Annotated in this window: 15 protein-coding genes and 4 pseudogenes; 9 read left to right on the top strand and 10 right to left on the bottom strand. The window is 65.4% G+C overall.

Annotation, left to right across the window (positions count from 1 at the left end):
• Positions 1–316 precede the first annotated feature (316 nt).
• Entirely contained in the window at positions 317–625 is a 309-nt protein-coding gene (locus M8859_RS31595) for a site-specific integrase (RefSeq protein WP_249645369.1), read from the top strand.
• Positions 626–1,236: 611 nt separating this feature from the next.
• On the top strand, positions 1,237–1,416 hold the full coding sequence (locus tag M8859_RS31590) for a hypothetical protein (protein ID WP_195071832.1): 180 nt from the start codon (positions 1,237–1,239) through the stop codon (positions 1,414–1,416).
• Between the two features lie 691 nt (positions 1,417–2,107).
• Here M8859_RS31590 and M8859_RS31585 read toward each other — a convergent pair.
• Both M8859_RS31585 and M8859_RS31580 read right to left on the bottom strand, forming a co-directional pair.
• Positions 2,108–3,352, bottom strand: a pseudogene (locus M8859_RS31585) (Tn3 family transposase).
• 331 nt (positions 3,353–3,683) lie between these two features.
• A complete protein-coding gene (locus tag M8859_RS31580) occupies positions 3,684–4,361 on the bottom strand; it encodes a FadR/GntR family transcriptional regulator (RefSeq protein ID WP_236565824.1) in 678 nt (225 codons plus the stop codon).
• Positions 4,362–4,555: 194 nt separating this feature from the next.
• Between M8859_RS31580 and M8859_RS31575 the strand changes: the two genes are divergently transcribed.
• From M8859_RS31575 to M8859_RS31565, 3 genes are read left to right on the top strand one after another with little or no spacing between them, the layout of a single operon-like run.
• Positions 4,556–6,037, top strand: coding sequence for an amino acid permease (locus tag M8859_RS31575; protein WP_195071831.1), 1,482 nt, complete (start codon positions 4,556–4,558; stop codon positions 6,035–6,037).
• Entirely contained in the window at positions 6,034–7,101 is a 1,068-nt protein-coding gene (locus M8859_RS31570; RefSeq protein WP_195071830.1) for an asparaginase domain-containing protein, read from the top strand. Before M8859_RS31575 ends, M8859_RS31570 begins: the two co-directional genes overlap by 4 nt.
• On the top strand, positions 7,101–8,594 hold the full coding sequence (locus M8859_RS31565) for an aspartate ammonia-lyase (protein ID WP_195071829.1): 1,494 nt from the start codon (positions 7,101–7,103) through the stop codon (positions 8,592–8,594). The genes M8859_RS31570 and M8859_RS31565 overlap by 1 nt, the downstream gene beginning before the upstream one ends.
• A 55-nt stretch (positions 8,595–8,649) precedes the next feature.
• On the opposite strand, the pseudogene M8859_RS31560 reads toward M8859_RS31565, so the two are convergent.
• The 4 genes and pseudogenes from M8859_RS31560 to M8859_RS31545 all read right to left on the bottom strand — a co-directional run.
• A pseudogene (locus M8859_RS31560) lies at positions 8,650–9,007 on the bottom strand (putative PEP-binding protein); the annotation flags it as partial.
• Positions 9,008–9,179: 172 nt separating this feature from the next.
• A pseudogene (locus M8859_RS31555) lies at positions 9,180–9,752 on the bottom strand (adenylate/guanylate cyclase domain-containing protein); the annotation flags it as partial.
• A gap of 69 nt (positions 9,753–9,821) precedes the next feature.
• Complete coding sequence (locus tag M8859_RS31550) at positions 9,822–10,466, bottom strand: putative DNA-mimic protein (protein ID WP_195071827.1); 645 nt, start codon at positions 10,464–10,466, stop codon at positions 9,822–9,824.
• A gap of 373 nt (positions 10,467–10,839) precedes the next feature.
• Entirely contained in the window at positions 10,840–11,016 is a 177-nt protein-coding gene (locus tag M8859_RS31545) for a hypothetical protein (RefSeq protein ID WP_195071826.1), read from the bottom strand.
• A 525-nt stretch (positions 11,017–11,541) separates the two neighbouring features.
• On the opposite strand from M8859_RS31545, the gene M8859_RS31540 reads away from it, so the two are divergent.
• Both M8859_RS31540 and M8859_RS31535 read left to right on the top strand, forming a co-directional pair.
• Positions 11,542–12,873, top strand: a complete 1,332-nt coding sequence (locus M8859_RS31540; RefSeq protein ID WP_249645368.1) for a sensor histidine kinase — start codon at positions 11,542–11,544, stop codon at positions 12,871–12,873.
• Positions 12,861–13,508, top strand: coding sequence for a response regulator (locus M8859_RS31535; RefSeq protein WP_195071825.1), 648 nt, complete (start codon positions 12,861–12,863; stop codon positions 13,506–13,508). Before M8859_RS31540 ends, M8859_RS31535 begins: the two co-directional genes overlap by 13 nt.
• Here the strand turns inward: M8859_RS31535 and M8859_RS31530 are convergent, their stop codons facing one another.
• Both M8859_RS31530 and M8859_RS31525 read right to left on the bottom strand, forming a co-directional pair.
• Positions 13,509–15,035 (bottom strand): alpha/beta hydrolase, encoded by a 1,527-nt coding sequence (locus tag M8859_RS31530; RefSeq protein ID WP_249645367.1) that lies wholly within the window; start codon positions 15,033–15,035, stop codon positions 13,509–13,511. It lies immediately after the preceding gene.
• Positions 15,036–15,046: 11 nt separating this feature from the next.
• On the bottom strand, positions 15,047–16,234 hold the full coding sequence (locus tag M8859_RS31525; RefSeq protein WP_249645366.1) for a serine hydrolase domain-containing protein: 1,188 nt from the start codon (positions 16,232–16,234) through the stop codon (positions 15,047–15,049).
• A gap of 932 nt (positions 16,235–17,166) precedes the next feature.
• On the opposite strand from M8859_RS31525, the gene M8859_RS31520 reads away from it, so the two are divergent.
• The gene (locus M8859_RS31520) at positions 17,167–17,316 is read left to right on the top strand and encodes a hypothetical protein (RefSeq protein WP_249645365.1); all 150 of its coding nucleotides are present in this window, start codon (positions 17,167–17,169) and stop codon (positions 17,314–17,316) included.
• A 65-nt stretch (positions 17,317–17,381) separates the two neighbouring features.
• Here M8859_RS31520 and M8859_RS31515 read toward each other — a convergent pair whose 3' ends face one another.
• Positions 17,382–17,780 carry a hypothetical protein gene (locus tag M8859_RS31515; RefSeq protein WP_195071823.1) on the bottom strand — a complete coding sequence of 133 codons (399 nt, stop codon included), beginning with the start codon at positions 17,778–17,780 and terminating at the stop codon, positions 17,382–17,384.
• Between the two features lie 78 nt (positions 17,781–17,858).
• On the opposite strand from M8859_RS31515, the pseudogene M8859_RS31510 reads away from it, so the two are divergent.
• Positions 17,859–18,610 (top strand): annotated as a pseudogene (locus tag M8859_RS31510) (Tn3 family transposase); the annotation flags it as partial.
• 90 nt (positions 18,611–18,700) lie between these two features.
• Here the strand turns inward: M8859_RS31510 and M8859_RS31500 are convergent.
• Entirely contained in the window at positions 18,701–19,456 is a 756-nt protein-coding gene (locus M8859_RS31500; RefSeq protein WP_195071846.1) for a helix-turn-helix domain-containing protein, read from the bottom strand.
• Between the last annotated feature and the right edge of the window lie 325 nt (positions 19,457–19,781).

Here is a 19,781-nt window from a genome sequence, read left to right as displayed (position 1 = left end):
GGTCCGACCGAGGGCATCAACACGAAGACGAAGCTGATTAAGCGCCAAATGTATGGTCGCGCAGGCTTTCCGCTACTTCGACACCGAATCCTCCTCGGGTGAGACCTGATTCGCTACCACCGAAAGTAGGACAGAGCCGATGACTGGACAGACCCAGTCGTCCTGGCGCAATACCGCTTTCGCGCGGGACGACTTTGGAAACTATCTGCGGTAGTAGTGGGAGGTCGGTCGATGGGGCGAGTCCGGGTGCTGCCGACGCCGGTGAGTGGTGTGCGATTGGCCGACGCGGTTAGGGATCTACCTGGCCACGATCACGGTGCCCAACACGCGTGCGACCTACGCGGCGGCACTGGACAGGTTGGTGGCCGATTTCGGTGCGGACACGAATGTGGCGCTGCTGGATCGGGAACCGGATCGGGTCGCAGGCTGGTTCACGTTCGTGTGGGGCGGCAAGGCTCCCAAGACGTTCAACATCCGGTTGACCGCTCTCGCGGCGGCGTGCGGGTATTGGCGCGAACAGCAGTGGCTGGCGGGTGATCCGCTGGTGCGGTTGCGGGCCCGGCCCCGGCCGAGACGGCCACATCATTGCCGCAGGAGTGCGAGGCAGAGATCCAGAATTTTTTAAAGAAAGGTGTGTGGAAATAGTAGTATCGCGACCTGTCATGGAGCTGGTGGCTCGAGACTACGAGAGGGTTATGGGAGTTAGACTACCGCTAGCGTCGGATTTCAGGGTAAATCTGGAAGCGCGTTCGAATCCGGATCTATGGCGTGAGCGCACTCCTTGGCCGTTTGACAAATTCGTTTCCTATATTAACCGGAAGGATTGGGCGACGGCCCATTTACGGTTGTCGACAACGGCCTACGCGGCAGTGCGCAAGAGATAATGACACACGTCCTGGGAAAGGAGATCAACGGCCACCACGCCTTTCTGTCAATATCCCCAAACGATCTGAACCCGGGCACCAAGAAGGGGCACGTATTCCACCTGCCGGCAAGCGAATGGCAAGGAGGAAACGCCCGTACTCTGCCCGAAGGTCCGAGACTTACTTTCTTACACACGAGGTCTCTCTGGGTTGTCGAATCGCTTGTACCAGGCCCTGCGCAATCAGCGGTGGCAATCGAGCGACACGGCCGGTCCAAATACTACCTGACCTCCTGCCGAGTCGTATAAAATTTCCAGGACCCATAGATGGAACATACCGGGAGCCCGGTGTGGAAAGATACTGGGAGCCTGGCGTGGAAGAAGCAAGCAGAGTATCCATTCTCCTCGCCGCCGCACATCACGCACAAAGTGGCAGCCCAGGAAACCTGGAGAACTTCACCGATCAGTTAAGAAAGTGGCTCCAGCGTGATGAAAGCCGCGATCCTGATTTGGCAAGACTTACGTCGGCGCTGAGCCTTTACGGTGCACACTGAGGTGATCTCACCGACTTTTATTCGGTGCGGCGGTATTCGATTCGAAGTGGGTGAGGACGAGTGCGGCCTTGACGATCGTGCCGATCTTCTCATGCCGCACGTGAAATGCCGCAGGGCTGGCCAGCGGTCGACGAGGATGGCGCAGCCGCGTTCGCCGAGGCAGCGCAGCCCGCGCAGCAGCGCGTTGCAAGGTTGCGGTTGTCCAGGTCGAGGGCCCGGCCGTATGCGGGCTGCTTGATCGGGTGTGTACACCCGATCAAGCGCCCCTCGTAGCTACCGTCGGCCAGCGGCGGAAGATGGGGTGCCGATAAGAATCGTGCCACACGAGGTAATCGGGGCGTGACGGCAACGAATGTCCGCCAAAACACTCTGGGCTGTGGCGCGTTTCCGCAGGTGGGCGCTGTACGCAGCATCGTCACGCCATCCGGGGACCGAATACGTCGATAGCGACAACTCGATTCAAGATCACATAATAGCCGTTTCACCGGGGTTTTCTCTCGCTATATGCCCCAGGTGACGCCATGCTTCGCTCGAATAGCCCTGTGCGCGATGCTGTTCCAAGGCCCGGTGGGGTGTAGAGGGTGTTCCACAGGGTGTTATGACGCACAGGGCGACGCAGTTGAGGATCAGCCCGAGTGCCGAGAGCTGGTCTTCCATGGAGGTCGAGGAACGGTTTCGCGGGATCCGGTTCTCAATCGTCCTCGTCGGGTGCGTCCGGATCACGCAGCGGCCGGTGAGCCCCGCCCAGGTCGGGCAGGTGGAAGCTGTAGTGACCGTCGAGGCGGATGTGGCGGCGGATGAATGGCGACAGCCGGGCAGCGTCCTCGTCACGGACCGGGTAGCCCTGTGCGCGCAGCTGCCAGAGCACGGTCGAGGTACACCGAATTCCACAGCACGGTGATATTCAAACGAGCCCGAGCGCGGACAGTTGGTCCTCCATGCCGTCGAGGTAGGCGCGCACGAGTTCACCCTTGCGGCCGTGGAAGATGCTGCGGCCCAGGTCGTGGCGTCCTTCTTGAAGGTTGGCCTGGGCCTTGGCTTCGCGCCGGTAGGGTTCGTCGTCGGCCAGGCGCAGGATGTACAGGGTCTTGAAAATCCGGCCGTAGCCGGCGATGGCCTGGCCCAGCGCGGTGGGGTTGCCGTCGCGGGAAATCATGCGCGTGACCTCGTGCGCGGAGACCTCACCACGGTTCATCGACACCGCCACCCGGCACATGTCCTCCCAGTGGGAGCACACTTTCTCTATGTCGATCCGCCCTCGGGCAGCCTTGTCCAGCGGGCCGTAGTCGGCAGCCGGGTCGATGCGCCACAACCGCTGATCGGGCAGGTGTTTCAGCTGCGGCCGGTACTTGCGGCCCAGCAAATGCAGCAGGCCGAAGACTATGTCCGAATACGATCCGGCGTCTGAAATGATGTCGTCGGGAACCTTGCTGCTCTCGGGTTGGCGCAGGATCACGTCGATGGCGTTGAGCGAGTCGCGCGGGGTGCCCGACACGACCATCGCGTTGAGCCCGGCGGCCTGGTCGTTGAGCATGTTCAGCCAGGTACTGCCCCGTTTCGGTCCGAAGTATTTTCGGTTGGGTCGGGCGTGGATGGACCGGACAGGTACCACGAACCGCATCCCGTCCACGCTGGCGACGCAGCCACCGCCCCACAGCTGAGCCAACCGCACCTCGGATTGGGCGTTGACCAGCACCGTGTTCGCTGCGGCCATCGTCTCCGCCCGTAGATAGTGCTGGTCGACGTGGCGCAGCCGATCACGGGTCAACGCGTCGACACCGGGCGAGGTCACCGGAACGAGCCCGACGTTCATGGCCTGGGCGCACAGGTCCGCGGCCATGGACACACCCAAGTCCGCGACGCGGGCCTTGGTGCCGGCGACGTGGGTGAACGACTCCCCGAACTCCGGATGCCAGCTCATCACTTCCAGGACCATCGTCATCGAGGTAGAAGAAGCGTTCCAGCTCGCCTCTCGACAGCACACCGAACCGGCCGTACCCGGCCCCGCCCTCATCACGCACAACCCGAAATGCAACCACCACACACCCGCCAGCACCCACTAATCCGGCGAATCAACCTTCACAGCAACGTGCTTCGATCACCAGCACTCGCTAACGCCAGTTTCCGTTCGACTGGACCCCACGTGCCGTAGCCGATGTCGGCCGCGACGAGTGGACGCCGATCGGATTCGCCCAGCAGGAGTCGGGTTCGATCGCTGCGTGCCGACAGAGCAACCAGTCGATGGGCGCTCCACGATCCGCTTGCTACTACTCGCCGATGCGGGCGATCGTGTCCGCTACTCGTTGCAGGTGGTCGGCCATCGCTTGGCGCGCGGCCTCGGGTGAGCCCGCCTCGATGGCCCGGACGATGGCCTCGTGTTCGCGATCGGAGTCGGCGCGGCGGTCTTGGGTCAGATTGAGGAATTCTGACTGCGGGTCCAGCGCGCGGCGGGTGTCGGCGACCACCGCGGTCAGCATTCTGTTTCCGCTGGCGGCCGCGATGGCGGTGTGCAACTCGCCGTCGTAACGGACCCATTCGCGGGCGTCTGTGGCCCCCGCCAGCTTGTCGAGCAGCTCGAAAAGCTGCCGCAGCTGGTCCGGCGTGCGGCGTTGCGCGGCGAACCCAGCGGTGGGGATCTCGATGAGTTGGCGGGCCTCGATCAGATCTGCGGCGTCGACACCGGCGAACGTCAGCTGCGGGCTCTCCTTCTTGGAGACGACGAAAGTTCCTCGGCCCGTGTGCGTTTCGGTGAGGCCGAGGGTCGCGCAGGCGTGCAGCGCCTCCCGCACCACCGGACGGCTGACACCGAACTGCTGAGCCAAGGCGAGTTCGGCGGGCAGGCGGTCGCCTACCGCGTACTCGCCGCTCTGGATCAGCTCCTTAAGCCGACGAAAGACCGCTTCCGTGGCGCCGATGCGGTGCACCCGGCCTTCTTCGACTGTCACGTGACCAAGTATGGAGATCCGCCGATAGAGCGTCAAAACGCTAGCCAGCATGTTTCGCGCCGAGGATTGATATTGACAGGGTGTGTGACCCGAATTACAGTACAACCTGTCTTACAGCCTGACCGCATGGCAGCCATACTACCTCTACAGTCGCTTACGCCGTGCAGGCTGGATACGGCCCAAGGAAGGTTTCCATGACGCAGAACGACGAACTGTCGGCCCGGCCAGCCACCCCGCAACCAGCAGCGAAGCTCGACATCGGCGACGTCGGCTATCAGAAACAGCTACGCAAGCGCCATATGCAGATGATCGCGATCGGCGGCTCCATCGGCACCGGGCTCTTCCTGGGGGCCAGCGGGCGGATGGCGCTGGCTGGGCCGTCGCTGGCCATCGTCTACATCGTGTGCGGCGTCTTCACCTTCATGGTCGTGCGTGCGCTCGGCGAGCTGGTGATGTACCGGCCGTCGTCCGGTGCGTTCGTCTCCTACGCCCGCGAATTCCTCGGCGAGCGCGGGGCCTATTCGGTTGGCTGGTTGTACTTCCTGAATTGGTCGACCACCTTGGTCGCCGACATCACCGCCGTGGCACTGTACGTGCATTTCTGGTCGCCGTTCGTGCCGATCCCCCAGTGGGTCCTCGCGCTGATAGCGCTGGCGGTGGTGGTCGGTCTCAACGCGGTGTCGGTGCGGCTGTTCGGCGAGTTCGAATTCTGGTTCGCGCTGATCAAGGTAGGCACCATCGTCGCGTTCATGCTGCTGGCGGTGGTGTTCCTCGTCACCGGCACACCGGTCGACGGCAATGTTCCCGGCTTGTCGACGATCACCGACAACGGCGGCTTCTTCCCGCATGGTCTCGCTCCGATGCTGACCATTGCGCTCGGGGTGGTCTTCGCGTTCGGCGGGACGGAGATGATCGGTGTGGCCGCCGGTGAATCCGACGACCCCGCCGCCGTGATCCCGAGGGCCGTCAACTCGATCATGTGGCGAATCATCCTGTTCTACGCGGGCTCGGTGGTGCTGTTCACGCTATTGCTGCCGTGGACCGCCTACTCCCCCAGCGAGAGCCCCTTCGTGACCGTCATGAGCTCCATCGGGATCCCGCATGCGGGTGATGTCATGAACCTGGTCGTACTCACCGCCGCGATGTCGAGCCTGAACGCGGGTCTGTACGCGACCGGTCGCACCCTGCGGTCGATGGCCGTGGCGGGGGCGGCGCCACGCTTCGCCGCCCGGATGAATCGCCACGGCGTTCCCTACGGCGGAATCCTGATCACCAGTTCGGTGGGCATCGCCGGTGTCGTGCTGAACCTCCTGGTCCCCCAGAAAGCGTTCGAGATCGTGCTGAACCTGGCCGGTCTCGGCATCGTCGGGACCTGGGCTTCGATCATGATCTGCCACTGGATATTCGTGCGGAAATCCCAGCGCGGCGAGTACCGCCGACCGGCGTTCCGGCTTCCGTTCGCTCCGGTGCTCAACATCCTCACCCTGGTGTTCCTCGCCGGTGTCGTCGCGCTGATGTTCTTCGACGACGAGATCGGGCGTATCACGCTGGCGGTATTCACGGCCGTCGTCGCGGCCATGGTCGCAGGATGGTTCCGGATCAGGGACCGCCTCGATCCGGATGTACTCGCCCCGCTGGACCGACCGGACGCCGCTGAGGAAGCGCGGGGCGCATGATCACTCGCCGGACAACACATCCCACGGCGTTGCGGATTCAGATTCTTTACACCGGCGGCACGTTCGGAATGGCCGACCAGGGCGCGGGGATGGAACCGCGGTCGGGAATCGCTGCCGAAGTCGCTCAGATCATCGCAGGATACGAGGAAGCGACGGGCCGATCGGTCGAATTCGGTTACGCCGAATTCGACCGCGTCATCGACAGCGGTGCCGCCGACTCGAACACCGCCTTCCGGATCGCGCAGTGGGTGCGCTACCGCGTCGAATCGGAGCGCCCGCACGGCGTAGTCGTCATTCACGGAACCGACACCATGGCTTATGTCGGTGCCCGCGTCGCCTTCGAACTGCGCGATCTCGCCGCCCCAGTGGTGCTGACCGGTGCCCAGATCCCGCTCGGTCAACCCGGCAGCGACGCGCAACACAACGTGCATCTGGTACTGGATTCGATCGCCGCCCGACCAGTTCCGGGAACCTACATCGCGTTCGGCTCGGGGCTACATCCCGCCGTGCGGGCCAGCAAACGCGCGTGTGACGACTACGACGGCTTCACCACGGTCCGGCAATTCACCCCGCCACCTTCCCCTGTGGCATCGCTACCGCATCGGCGCAGCGCCGCGACCCCTCGTCCGGTGGGACTGCTCACCGTCTTTCCGGGACTGCACACCGATCTACTCAGCGCGGCGATCCGGCAGTATCCCGGTGGAGTCGTACTGGAATGCTACGGCTCGGGCACGATGCCGCACACAGCCGAGGTCATCGAGACGATCCGGACGGCGACGCGGCGCGGAACCCCGATCGTCGTGATCACCCAGTGTGACAGCGGTTCGGTCGATCTCGAGCGGTACCTGCCAGGACGAACGCTGCTGGACGCGGGCGCGATCAGCGGAGGGGACATGACCAGAGAGGCGGCACTGGCCAAACTGGCCTACCTCGTCGACCTCGGCTTCTCCAGTGGTCGGCTGCGGGACTGGATGACGACCAACATGCTCGGCGAGCTGTCGAACCCGGCCGGCGCGCCCCCGGTATCCCCCCACGAAGACGCCCTCACCGCACGGAGCCGATGATGACCGACAGCACCCGAACCGAACAGGACTCCCTCGGCAGCCGCGCTGTGCCTGCCGACGCCTACTGGGGCATCCACACCGCCCGCGCACTGGACAATTTCGCCATCACCGGCGACAACATCGGCCGGTACCCGGCGCTCGTCGCCACGCTCGCCGCGGTCAAACAGGCCGCCTGCCGCGCCAACCGCGAACTCGGCATCCTCGACACTCGCCGCGCCGAGGCGATCGAATCGGCCTGCGCCGAGATCAGGGGCGGCGCGCTGCACGACCAGTTCCCGATCGACCCGATCCAAGGCGGCGCGGGAACCTCGACGAACATGAACGCCAACGAGGTCATCGCCAACCGGGCGCTGGAGTTGCTCGGCTACGACCGCGGGACCTACACCGAAGTGCACCCACTCGACCACGTCAACCTCGGCCAATCCACCAACGACGTGTACCCCACCGCCATCCGGCTCGCCGTCGTCCGGCACATCCGCGACCTCGTCGCCGCTCTACGCCGCCTCGCGGACGGCTTCGGCGCCAAGGCGGACGAATTCGCCGACGTCATCAAGATGGGCCGCACCCAACTGCAAGACGCTGTGCCGATGACCCTCGGACAGGAATTCGGCACCTTCGCGATCATGGTGGGCGAGGACTGCGACCGGCTCGAGGAAGGGATCACCCTGCTGTGCGAGAGCAACCTCGGCGGCACCGCGATCGGCACCGCCATCAACGGCCACCCGAGCTACCCGGCGCTGGCCTGCGTCCACCTCGCCGAACTCACAGGCGAACTCGTCACCCCCGCGGCCAACCTGATCGAAGCCACCCAGGACTGCGGCGCCTTCGTTCAGGTCTCCGGCATCCTCAAGCGGGTCGCGGTGAAACTGTCGAAGATGTGCAACGACCTGCGGTTGATGTCCTCAGGTCCAACAACCGGTTTCGGCGAGATCAACCTACCGCCGGTTCAAGCCGGATCATCGATCATGCCGGGAAAGGTCAACCCGGTCATTCCGGAGATCGTCAACCAGGTCGCCTTCGAGACCATCGGCAACGACCTGACCGTCACCATGGCCGCCGAGGCCGGGCAGCTGCAACTCAACGCCTTCGAACCGATCATCGCCTACGGCATGCTGCGCACAACCACACACCTGACCGCCGCGGCCGACACCCTGGCAACCAAATGCGTCGCGGGCATCACCCCCAACCGCGACCACCTCGAGCAAGGCGTTCGACGTTCCGTCGGCATCGTGACAGCGCTGACCCCCTACATCGGCTACGCCACCAGCGCCGACATCGCCAAGCAGGCGCTGCAAACCGGGCAATCCGTCGCGGAAATCGCGATCGAACGCGGCTTGCTCACACCCGAAGCGATCGAGGAGATCCTCGCGGCCCGTCGACTCGCGGGCCTCACCGGCTTGGCGGCCGACACCAAACCACTTGGCCGGTTAGTCCACACACGCGCCGCGGGACAAGCGCCGACAGATCGGCACCGCTTCGGAACCGCACGCTGAAACCAGGCGTGCACCCCCCGGAACGGCGAGCACATGCAAGATAGGTGACCACCGGTCAGGCGCCGGGAGTCGAGCCGAGGACCGGGTGCACGGCCATCCGAGCAGCGGCGAGTCGGCGGCCGTCAACGCCGCGTCCGCGGCGCGGCGGCACTGCTCGCGAGTCGTCTCGGCGAGGCGGGCGCCTACCGCGGGACGGCGCCTGCTGCCATGGACAGTGCGCCGACGCCGAGGCCGATCAGCACGCAAGCCAGGGCCGGATCGGCCGCGGCTTCGCCGCACACCCCTACGGGCTTGCCCAGGCGCTGGCCAGCGGCCGCGGTGCGCGCGACGAGAGCCAGCACCGCCGGCTGCCACGGGTCGGTGAGGCCGGCCAGTGCGGAAGACATCCGGTCGGCCGCCACATCGTGTACTGCGCGACATGTCCAAGAGGTGCCGCCCACCACGGAAGCATTTCCATGCTGGCCGAGTCGCGGAGCCCGGGCGGAACCAAGCCGCTGTTCGCGCTGTCGGCAGCGTCACCGAATCCGACGCTCCCCTCTCTGCCACGCTTGCGGGCCACATACGCAGGCACTGAACGGTAGCCGGTCAGCCTTGTTTACGCTTCCGCTCTCGCAGCACGTGGGAACGCAACCGGGAGAAGCCTTTGACCCGCACACTGCGCAGATGGCGCAGGAGGAATTCGTCGTCGTCCTCCAGAACCGCGGCCGCGCCGTCGTCCAGCAGCACTGTTCCCGGCCGGGCCACGCCGGTCAACCGGGCCGCGACATTGACCACCGTGCCGTAGAGGTCACCGAAACGGGTGAGCACCGGACCGAATGCCAAGCCGATCCGAATCTGGGGCATTTCCGGAATCGTCTGCGCCGCTCGAGCAATCGCCGCGTTCATGGCAAAAGCGATTCGTGCACCGTCGCGTGCTTTGTCGGCGGCGAACATCACCTCATCACCGACATTCTTGATCACCCACCCACCATGGGCGGTGACCGCTTCGGTGGTCATGGTCTCGAAGGTCTCCAACAGATCCGTCAGCTGGTCGAGATCGAGGTGCCGGGACAGACGGGTGTAGCCGACCATATCGGCGAACCCCACGAGCAAATGCTGTGTCGCGCCGTCGGATACCAGTGAGCGGCTCAGTGCCGCGGCGAGATGTCGTTGCCAGGCGCCAGAACCAGCCACCACCAGCGCCAAATCAACCAACAAGCAGCAGGATCACGAACTACAGCCGGAGTATTAGCCGTAAGCGATGACGGTGCCGTTCGCCACGGAGACGTGGGCCGCCTCGAAGAGGAGCAGCCATGCCTGCCGCTCGCGGTGCAGCGGGTGTGGGTTCTCGTCGTCGAGGATCCTCTCGATTTCGTCTTGCCGCAGCTCGTTGTCGACCAAGGCAATATCGAGACGCTCGGCCAATTCGGTCAACTCGCGCAGTAGCGCGACGCTCGATCCGAGAAAACCGCCAGGGAGGGCCGATTCGTCGTCGAGGGAAAGAACCTCGTCGAAATCAATCGGAACGTAGAAGCCGCTGGCCGTCCAGAACAGGACGAGGTGACAGTTCAAGTCGATGGCAGCGTCCATGACCGCGGTGTCGTCGGCCGAACAGACATCGTCGCCCGGCGAGATCAGCGCCGCGTCGGGATCCTCGTACGCATGCGCGTACGCGTGGTACAGACAATGGATAAAGGTGGAGGGCACGCTGCCCATCGGATCGCGCATGGCCGCCGTACCCGCGATTGTCGGCTCGTGATGGAGGGGCAGCCCCTCGTCGGCCAGTCGCTCGTTGATCTCCCGAAGGTGGTCCCACAGTTCGTCGAGATACCGGGAACTGACACCGGATGCCAGCGCATCGGCGAGTGAGTGTGTTGCGACCGTGAGCCCCATTCGCTCGACGCTAACAGAAGACTGCAGCCAGGTACCTCAGGAGCAGGGACTGTACAACCGACAGCTCTGTTTCATTTCCGGTGTGAATCCATATGCCACCATCAGACTTTCGGTTTCTCCACCATTGGTGAAGAATCTCGTCGACAAGGGGTGGCCGGAGTTTGGTGCAGGCGCGCAGACACCGGGCGGTCCGGCGGCCCGCCCAACCCCTACGGTCACACCCCGACCGGCAACCACATCCACCACACGCGCTGGTCGCTACGGCGGCGACGCCACCAACACCGCGCCCGAACAGCCACTACCAGCGTCAAACCAACCAACAAGCAGCATGATCACGAACTACAGCTGGAGTACGCAGGCGGTGGCGTGGGCTTCAGCAGTCGGAGGGCAGGTCGCGCGCGGTGTGCCCGTCATCGAGTTCGGTGGCCGTCACTGTCACTGGCTGCGGGTGGTCTTCTCGAGTCCACGCGTGGGGCGTCCTGCGGGAACTCCGCGACATGCCCGGCGCACCGATCTTGCGCTCGATCACGGTGGCGGGGTCAGCGACCACTCTAGGTGCTGGCCCCACCCATTGCAGTTGGGCGGTGGCGAGACGGCCGCGGTGGATCATTCGCCAGTGCGGTCGCAGCCGCGCGTGAGGGCCTTCGGTGGACCGGGGTGATCCATGGGATCGGCCATCGGCGGTGGGTAGGTTGCTGGTGCCCGGCGGGGTTGTGGTCGATCCCGGCGGCGTCGACCAGCCGCCACAGCGGGCCCGGACTGTGCGGACACCTCCGTGTCGCAGTGTCCACACCTCACCCGGACAGCCGCCACTGCGGTCATGATCGCCTGCGGACAAGAAAAGCGTCACGGCCAGGTGGCTCCGGAGATCGGCCTGACCGAGGCCTGCGTAGCGGCAGCGAGACCACTGCGGCGTCGCAGAGATCGGCAGCTGTCGGCGGAGCCGGCGCGGGCTACTTCAGATCGAGGGGTGCGGTCGGCTTCGTCGAACGACCCGCGCTGCGGCGGCAAGCAGCGCTGACCGCCGGGCGGATCTGCACGGCGGGGCCGCTCCCGCGGTCAGTAGATTGGTGGGATGAGTGCCGACGCCTCGATGCAGGAGCGCGGACCCGTGGCCGTGCGGTGGTCGGTCGCGGGTCGGCTACGGGCGCTGCCGGGAAGCATCGGCTATTTGCTGGTCGGCGGTGCTACCGGCGTGGCGGCTATAGTCGCCACGGTCGGTTTGTTCGTGGTCGCGGCCACCAGCCTCGGCGGGGTGGGCATTCCGGCGATTCCCGAATACCTGCGGCTGATCCGGCCGCTGACCGCGTTCGAACGGCGGCGGGCCGGCAAGCGGCTGGGCGCGCCGATTGTGGTGGCGTATCGGCCGATGACCGGCGGCCTGCGGCAACGACTGGTCAGCGCCTTCGGAGATCCGGCAAACGGCCGGGATATCGCGTGGCTGTGCGTGCACGGGGTGCCCGGCATGGTGGTGGCGTTGTTTTCGATCGGACTGCCATTGGGTGTGCTGAACCAGCTGGCGATTCCGGTCTATTGGCAGATCGTACCGCCGGGCACCGTCGACAGCTTCGGCTTCGTGGTCGATTCCTGGCCGCTGGCCGGGCTCAGCGTGCTCATCGCGATTCCCTTGGCCGTCCTGGTTCTCCGGCTACCCACGGTGGCCCGCTGGCAGGCGCTGCTGGCGCGGACGCTCCTCGGTCCGGCGTCGGGCGCTGCGCTCGCGGTTCGGGTGGCGGAGCTGACCGCCACCCGGGCCGCCGCACTGGACGCGCATGGGGCGGAACTGCGACGCATCGAACGGGATCTGCACGATGGCGCGCAGGCGCGGATCGCGGCGGTCATCATGCAGCTCGGGCTGGCCGATCAATTGCGTGAACGGGACCCGGCCGCATCGTTCGACCTGGTCCGCAAAGCGCAGGACACCGCCGAGGCCGCGTTGGCCGAGCTCCGCGATGTAGTGCGGACGGTGTATCCGCCGGTGCTCGCGGATCGCGGGCTGACCAGTGCGATTTCAGCGTTGGCCGCGCGCTCCCCGATTCCGGTCGAACTCGATCTCCACGGTGCCGTCGCTTTGCGCCACGGCAGCACCGATGCAGCGGATTCGGGCAGATCGAGCACACGGTGGCCGGCCGCCGTCGAAGCGGCCGCGTATTTCGTCATCTCCGAGGCGATCACCAATGCGACTAAACATTCCGGAGCCGAGCATCTTCGGGTATCCCTCGGGGACGATGCCGGGCTGCTGGCCGTCGAAGTGCGGGATGACGGGGTGGGCGGGGCACGAGAGACCGAGGGTGGCGGGCTGGCCGGGATTCGGCGGCGGGCCGAGGCGCTGGACGGGCGGATGATGCTGAGCAGCCCGGCGGATGGGCCTACCGCAGTTCGGGTGGAGCTGCCGTGCGGGTTGTGATCGCCGAGGATGACGCGCTGTTGCGGGAAGGGCTCGCGCTGCTGTTGCAGACGGCGGGGATCGAGGTGGCTGCTGCGGTGGACAATGCGGAGGACTTTCTCTCGGTGGTGACCGCCGACCGGCCCGATGCCGTGGTCGTGGATGTGCGTCTGCCGCCCACCTTCACCGATGACGGATTGCGAGCGGCGGTTCGGGCCCGCGAGATTCACCCCGGTCTGCCGGTGTTGGTGCTCTCGGCCTGGGTCGAGCACAGCTACGCCGCCGAACTGCTCGGCGACGGCGCTGGCGGGATCGGATACCTGCTCAAGGAACGGGTCGGGAAGGTGGATCGGTTCCTGGATTCGCTGCGGCGGGTCGCCGAGGGCGGGACCGCCATGGATCCGGAAGTGATCTCGCAGCTGCTGGTGTGGCGCAAGACCGACGATCCACTGTCCGCGCTGACCCCACGCGAACGCGAGGTGCTGGCGCTCATGGCCGAGGGGCTCGACAATGCGACCATTGCCGAGCGCCTCGTGGTAACCGAAGGTGCTGTGCTCAAACATATTCGGAGCATCTTCGCCAAGCTGGGCCTCTTCGCCGACGAGGTGGGGCACCGGCGGGTGCTGGCCGTGCTGGCCTATCTGAATGCCGGATGATCAGTCGTCGCGACAGGTGAGGTCGGCGGCGGGCAGAGTGCCGTCAGCCAGGTAGGTGTTCACAGCGTCGTAGACGCAGGCATTCGGGTAGCGGCCGAGGATCGAGTGAATGGCGACGTCTTGCAATGTGACCATGCGAGAGCCGGTGAGCGCCCGGTGCATGGCGATGGCACCGCCGTAATTGGTCCGGGTGTCGCCGGTGGCCTGAACGATCAGGTTCGGCACTGAATTGCCGATCGCGGTGGGCGATTCGGCAGGCGGTGCCCAGAACGCGCACGGCGTGATGTTGTTCGCCAAGGCGCCGAAGACCGGCTGGGTGGCGCGGGATGCCTCGATATTGCGCCGGTACCAGTCCAGATCTCGGGGTGCGCCGATGTCTCCGCAGAGGATAGCCATCTGAGGCGACATGTCGCGAGGCTGGGCGCGCAGGATAATAGCGAGCTTGGCCGCCAGGTCCTCGTCCGGTCGTATCGGCTTGCCTTCGGCGGCGTCGGCCAGCTGCCGGGTCTGTTGCGCGGCAAGACCGTAGCCGTGGGGCGAATCGAAGGCGATGTACAACACCAGGGGAAGGGAATGCTCGTCGATGTTGTACTCGCCGATCCGGATCGGCTGGGCGGCGGCGCGTTCGATGAGCCGCTCGACCAGACCACGAACGGCCCCACCGGTGGTGCCGAGGTGGTATTCGTCGTCGCGTTGAGCGGTCCAGGCCGCCCAGTCGTCGAGCGCGGCCTCGTTGGGTGAGCCCATGTCCTGCACCATGCCGACCGCGCCGTAGCGGTACGGGTCCACAGCGCCGTCCAGCACCATGCGGTCGGAACGTTCCGGGAACATCTGCATATACACAGCACCCAGGTAGGTGCCGTAGGAGGTGCCCAGATAACTGATCTTGCTTTCGCCGAGCGCGGTACGGATGACATCCATGTCGCGAGCGGTATTGCGAGTGGTGAAGTGCGGCAGCCGCTCCCCCTCGGCGTCGGCGCAGCGCGCCGCCAGATCGGCTTGGTCGGCGACGGACTCGGCGAATCCCTGGGCATCGACACCAGCGGACTGCAGGCCGAAACCGTGCGGCCAGTGACAGTTCACCGGCGAGGAGCGCCCGACACCGCGCGGGTCCATGCCGATCAGGTCATAGCGGGCGCGGACCTCGGGGGTCATGGCCTGGCTCGTGTCGACGAAGTAGTCCAGGCCGGCACCGCCCGGACCGCCCGGGTTGGAGAGGATGACCCCACGCCGCTGGGCCGGGTCGGCCGCGGCGATGCGAGAGATGGCGACGGTAATCGTAGAGCCCTGCGGCTCAGCGTAACTCAGGGGCACCGTCACATCCGCGCACTGCGCGCCCATGCCATCGAGACCTGGCGCATCGCAGGACTTCCAGGTAAGCGGCTGGTGGTAGTAGCGGTCCAAGGGCTCGGCCGCACCCGCCCGATCGGCGACGGCGGTCGTCGTGAACGCCACCGCGCCGACGAGCCCGGTGACGGCGAACGCTACCGGAACGCTCAGTGCCCGAGGCAGCTTGTATCGAAACACGAATAATCTCCTCATCGTGCGCAGACAGCGGCATCCAACAGCTTCGACACCGCGTCAGAGGCGGCCGTATCGACCGGAAGCTGATTGACGGTCACCACGACGGCGGTGCCGTCGGACGCCACGCCGTTGCGGGTTGCGAAGCCCGGAATGCTGCCGCCGTGGCCCCACACCTCCTTGCCACAGGAGACCGGGTGGTGAATCAGGCCGAGTCCGTAACCGGAACCGGGTTCTCCGCGGTCCCACGGGACCGCCTGTTTCATCTCGGCCAACTGCGCCGTGCGCAGTAACTTCCCGGTGAGCAAGGCGGTGAAGAAACGGTTCAGGTCGTCGGGGGTGGAGACCATCGCGCCCGCGGTGCCGGCCCAGGAGGAGTCCAGATCGGTGAAATCGATGCGACGACCGCCGGTTTCCTGATATCCGCGCGGATGCGGCCCCCGGATGCCGATCTCGCGCGCGTCGGGGAAATAGGTGTCGCGCAAGCCCAGTGGTTCCAGGATGCGGCCGGCGATCTCGACCTCGGCCGAGCGACCGGTGATCTTCTCGATCAGCATGCCGAGTAGAATGTAATTGGTGTTCGTATAGACCGAACGCGCCCCCGGTTCGAATCGGGGCGGCATCGACAGGGCGATTCGCACCAGGTCCGCGGGTTCGTAATGAGCCCAGCGGATTTCGTCGGCATCGGCCCGCAGCTGCGGGGTGCTCGCGACAGCCGTCAGATCCGGATCGCCGCCGGCAAGGTAGTCCGGCAGGCCGCTGGTGTGCTGGAGCAGTTGGCGGACCGTGATGCGATTGCCGTCATTGCCATTGCCCTGCACGACGCCCGGTAACAAGCGTTCGATCGGCGCCTCGAGATCGACCTTGCCCTCGGCGGCCAATTGCAGCACGACCGTGGCGACGAAGGTCTTGGTATTGCTGCCGATCCGGACTCGGGCATCGTCGGCGATAGGCACTCCGGTGGCCAGGTCACCCGCGCCGGCGGTCAGCACCCGGTGACCATCCGGTCCGTCGATGGTGACCTGCGCGCCCGGGAAGCCGCTGTCGACCAGCGTATCGAGGGCCTGAGTGACGGTCCGGTACATCTCCGTGCGGGTTGGTTCACCATCGCCGGTATCGGTGCCGCACGCTTGGACTGCGAGCGCGCCCAGCAGCCCGACACCGGCCAGCGCGACCCTTCGGCGATAACGCCGCATTGCGCTCATGAAGACATTTCTCCTGTTCAGATCGAATTTCAGGCCACATCGAGCGTAGAAATTCGGATTCGCCCGGCCCATACCCCGCACGCCCGAACCACGGTCGCGCGCGCTACCCGTGAGGAGGTAGCGCCAGCACCACCTATACGCACCTTGTCGCATGGTCATCTCTCGACCCCTGCCCGAGATGCGAGAGTTCCTCCTCCCCCGCCGACCCAGCGATGCTGCCGAGAGGTCCGGCGTGGTCGCGCAGGGTGAAAGAGGCCCCACCGCCAGGGCGCCGCAGATCAGCTGGGCGCGGGCGTAGCCGCCTGTCCACGTCCACCCGCATCCCGCTCCGATCTCCACGTGCATCAGCCGACATCCACCGCGTCGGCTCCCCGTTGGATCAGCGATCGGATCGCCATCCCATCAACGAAAACCTGCCCGCGGGACCTGGGTCGGCCGTTCTCGACATGGAGCCTGTCGAAACTACGCGAAGTACTGATCAGCAACGGAATCGCTGATATCAGCCGCGAAACTGTACGTCAGATCCTCGAGGCCGAGGGGGTGTCGTGGCAGGCGGTCAAGACCTGGAAAGCCGAGACCGATCCCGAGTTCTCCGCGAAGATGAGCCGGGTTCTGGATCTCTACGACCACCAGCCCACCAGCGGGCGGGTGGTCTGTGTGGACGAGTTCGGACCGCTCACCCTGCAACCCCGCGCTGGCCGTGGTTGGTTCCCTCGCCGGAGTCCGAAACGGTTGCCGGCCACCGGCGCACCCAGGGCGTGCGGCACCTGCTCGGCGCTCTGGATCTATCGACCGGCAAGCTCCACTATCGGATCCGGGATCGGAAGCGATGGCAGGAGCTCCTGTCGTTGCTGAAGTCACTGCGAGCGCGCTGGCCTGGCGAAAGGCTCTAGGTCATCGTCGCTGAATTCGCGGCTCTGCGCTACTTCGCGTTGAACGGAACCGACCACCGCAGCCATGACGAACAGGACGCCGCGATCGGCGCCTACATCCGCTGGTGCAACCAGCACGCACAACCCAAGCGCGACTTCGCCGTCAACTCCAAGATCCGGCGACCCGATTACCTACCCAGGGTTGCTTGAAGAGGCATGGATAGGTTGCTGCCGTACTCGGACTCGGGTCGACCGCGGGTGTGTCGACACCTGTCCTACGGTCCGCCACGCCACGCCGGGCTGGAACGAACAGCGGAAACGTACGCAGCTCCGCAGCTCCAGACGGGATCGATGACGATCTCGTATTCGGTGCTGTCCAGCACGTCGATCGTCAGCACGGTGGTGCCGTTCTCGTCGGTCGCAACGATCAGGCCGTCGATCATCTGGTCTATACCGTCGGCGAACTGCTGAATTGCATTCCAATCAAAAGTGGCTGCCCCAGCCCCCACCACGTCCCGGAACTCGGCATAGTTCATACCGGAGGGGAATCGACCGATCCCTTCGAAGTCCTCGACTCTCCACCGCAAGCTGTTCGGCTGGAACAACCCGAGCACATCGCGCAGGGGTACCAGCGTTTGCTGGGAGGTCCACACGGGGATCGTTTCAGTGATCATTCGGGCATCCTCAACGGCATGACCGCGTTGCGGTCTGATGCCGGGAGACTACGACTATCGGGGCAAGCTGACACCCGATCTACCGACGCACCCTTTCTGGAGGCCGTTGACAGTCCATCGTTGCAGGTAGGGTTTGATCTGCTCGGGATGCAGCTGTCCCCACGCATCCGGGACCTGGGCAAGATCACCCTGTACCGGCCGGTGCCGCGCGCCGATGCCGAGGCGCGGTTCCCGCATGCGGGACCGCTGCTGACCCGCAAGCTGAATCTGGACCTGATCGCTGGGCACTACGACGACCTATTGCGGCTGGCCGGGTCGCTGAAGTTCGGGCACGCCACCGCGTCCCTGCTGGTCGGCAAGCTGTCGGCCTCGGGCCGGCAGAACGCCCTCGCCGCAGCGCTCAAGGAGTACGGCGCGATGCGTCGCACCATCTACGCCTGCCGGTACCTGACCGATCCGGACTACCGGCGCAAGATCTCGCGCCAGCTCAACAAGGGCGAATCCATTCATGCGCTCAAACGCGGCCTTATCTACGCCCACGAAGGAGCTTTCCGTGCCCGTCATCTGGAAGCCCAGACCGAGCAGGCCTGGTGCCTGACCCTGGCCACGAATGCGGTGATCGCTTGGACCACAGAGTATTACGGGCTCGCGGTGGAGCAGATGGCCGTCAGGGCCGCCGGATAGACGGCGAGGTGCTGGCTCACATCTCGCCCGCGCACAGTGAGAACATCAATTTCTTCGGCGCGATCGAGGTCGATATCGACGCTGAGCTGGCAGCGCTCGGCCCGACCGGGTACCGGCCGTTGCGCGTACGCGACACCCTGTTCTGACGACCCGTGCTGGGGTCCGGCCGGGCGGCGCCAACCGGTCAGGCACCCAGCCGCTATGAAGGGCTTTGCCGACCTCACCGACCCGCACAGCTATCCACGATCTGGAATTGACTCGGTAATGCCGGTCGAATTCGTTTCAGGTTTCGTGTAGAGGACCTCGCGGCCCTGCGCTGCGGCGCGCAGGATGCTTTCGCTGAAGAAGTCGCAGAAGCGGGCCATGTTCTCCAGGCGGGTGGCGGCCGGGGTGCCGCGGCCGTAGACGTCGACGCCTTGGCGGGTGATCTCGGCGACCTTGGCGAGGCCGCGGGCGCTCTCGATCGTCGACCGATACCAGACGTTGTCATCGACGATGTAGCGCTCGCGGCGGCGTTCGTCGCGCTCGCGGCGGACGAGGCCCTCGCTTTCGAGGAACCCGATCGCCTTCGAGATCGAGGCCGGGGTGACCTGGAGGCGCGCGACGAGTTCGGACACGGTGGAGCTGCCCGTGTCTGCGGTGAAAAGGCAGGTCAACACCCGGGCCATCATGGTGGGCATGCCCTGTGCCATGAGCAGGGTGGTGAACGTCTCCTCGTAGGCGCGCATGGCCTCGACATCGCGTCCGTGCGCTTGCTTCGGTGTTCGCTGCCCTCGAGGCGCGGCCTGGCGGCGCTGGCGGGCGCGGCGTTCGGTAGCGCGCTGGGCCAGGTCGGCGCGGTAGGCGGTGGGGCCGCCGTTGCGCATCACCTCCCGCGTGATCGTCGAGGTCGGCCGATCGAGGCGCCGGGCGATCTGGGCGTAAGGGAGATTGTCGGCCAGTCCCAGTGCGATCTGGCGGCGTTCGGCCTGGGTGAGCCTGCCTCCCGACATCGCGATCTCCTTGGTGAATCCGTGGTAGCGGTCCGAGGTCCGAGGTCCGAGGTCCGACTGTAGCGTCCACTCCCGATTCAACGCAACGAACACAGAAGGCTTCGTTGCGTTAGATCTACATTTTTGCAACAGTTTATGTGTATTTAGCTGCGTTAACACATCTTATGCGCAACGTTTACGTTGCCGATAAATGGAATGCAACGTAGCGTTTGCGATGTCAGAAACAACGAGCCAGTACCGGAGAGCACGATGCAGACCTTCGGCACCCCCACCCCGATCACCGCCGTCCTGGACACATCCCCGCCGGACGCATCCAGTTCATCGC

The organism is Nocardia sputi (genome assembly GCF_023501985.1).
Note: the sequence above shows the minus strand (reverse complement) of the source record. Positions and strands in the feature narration are given on the sequence as shown.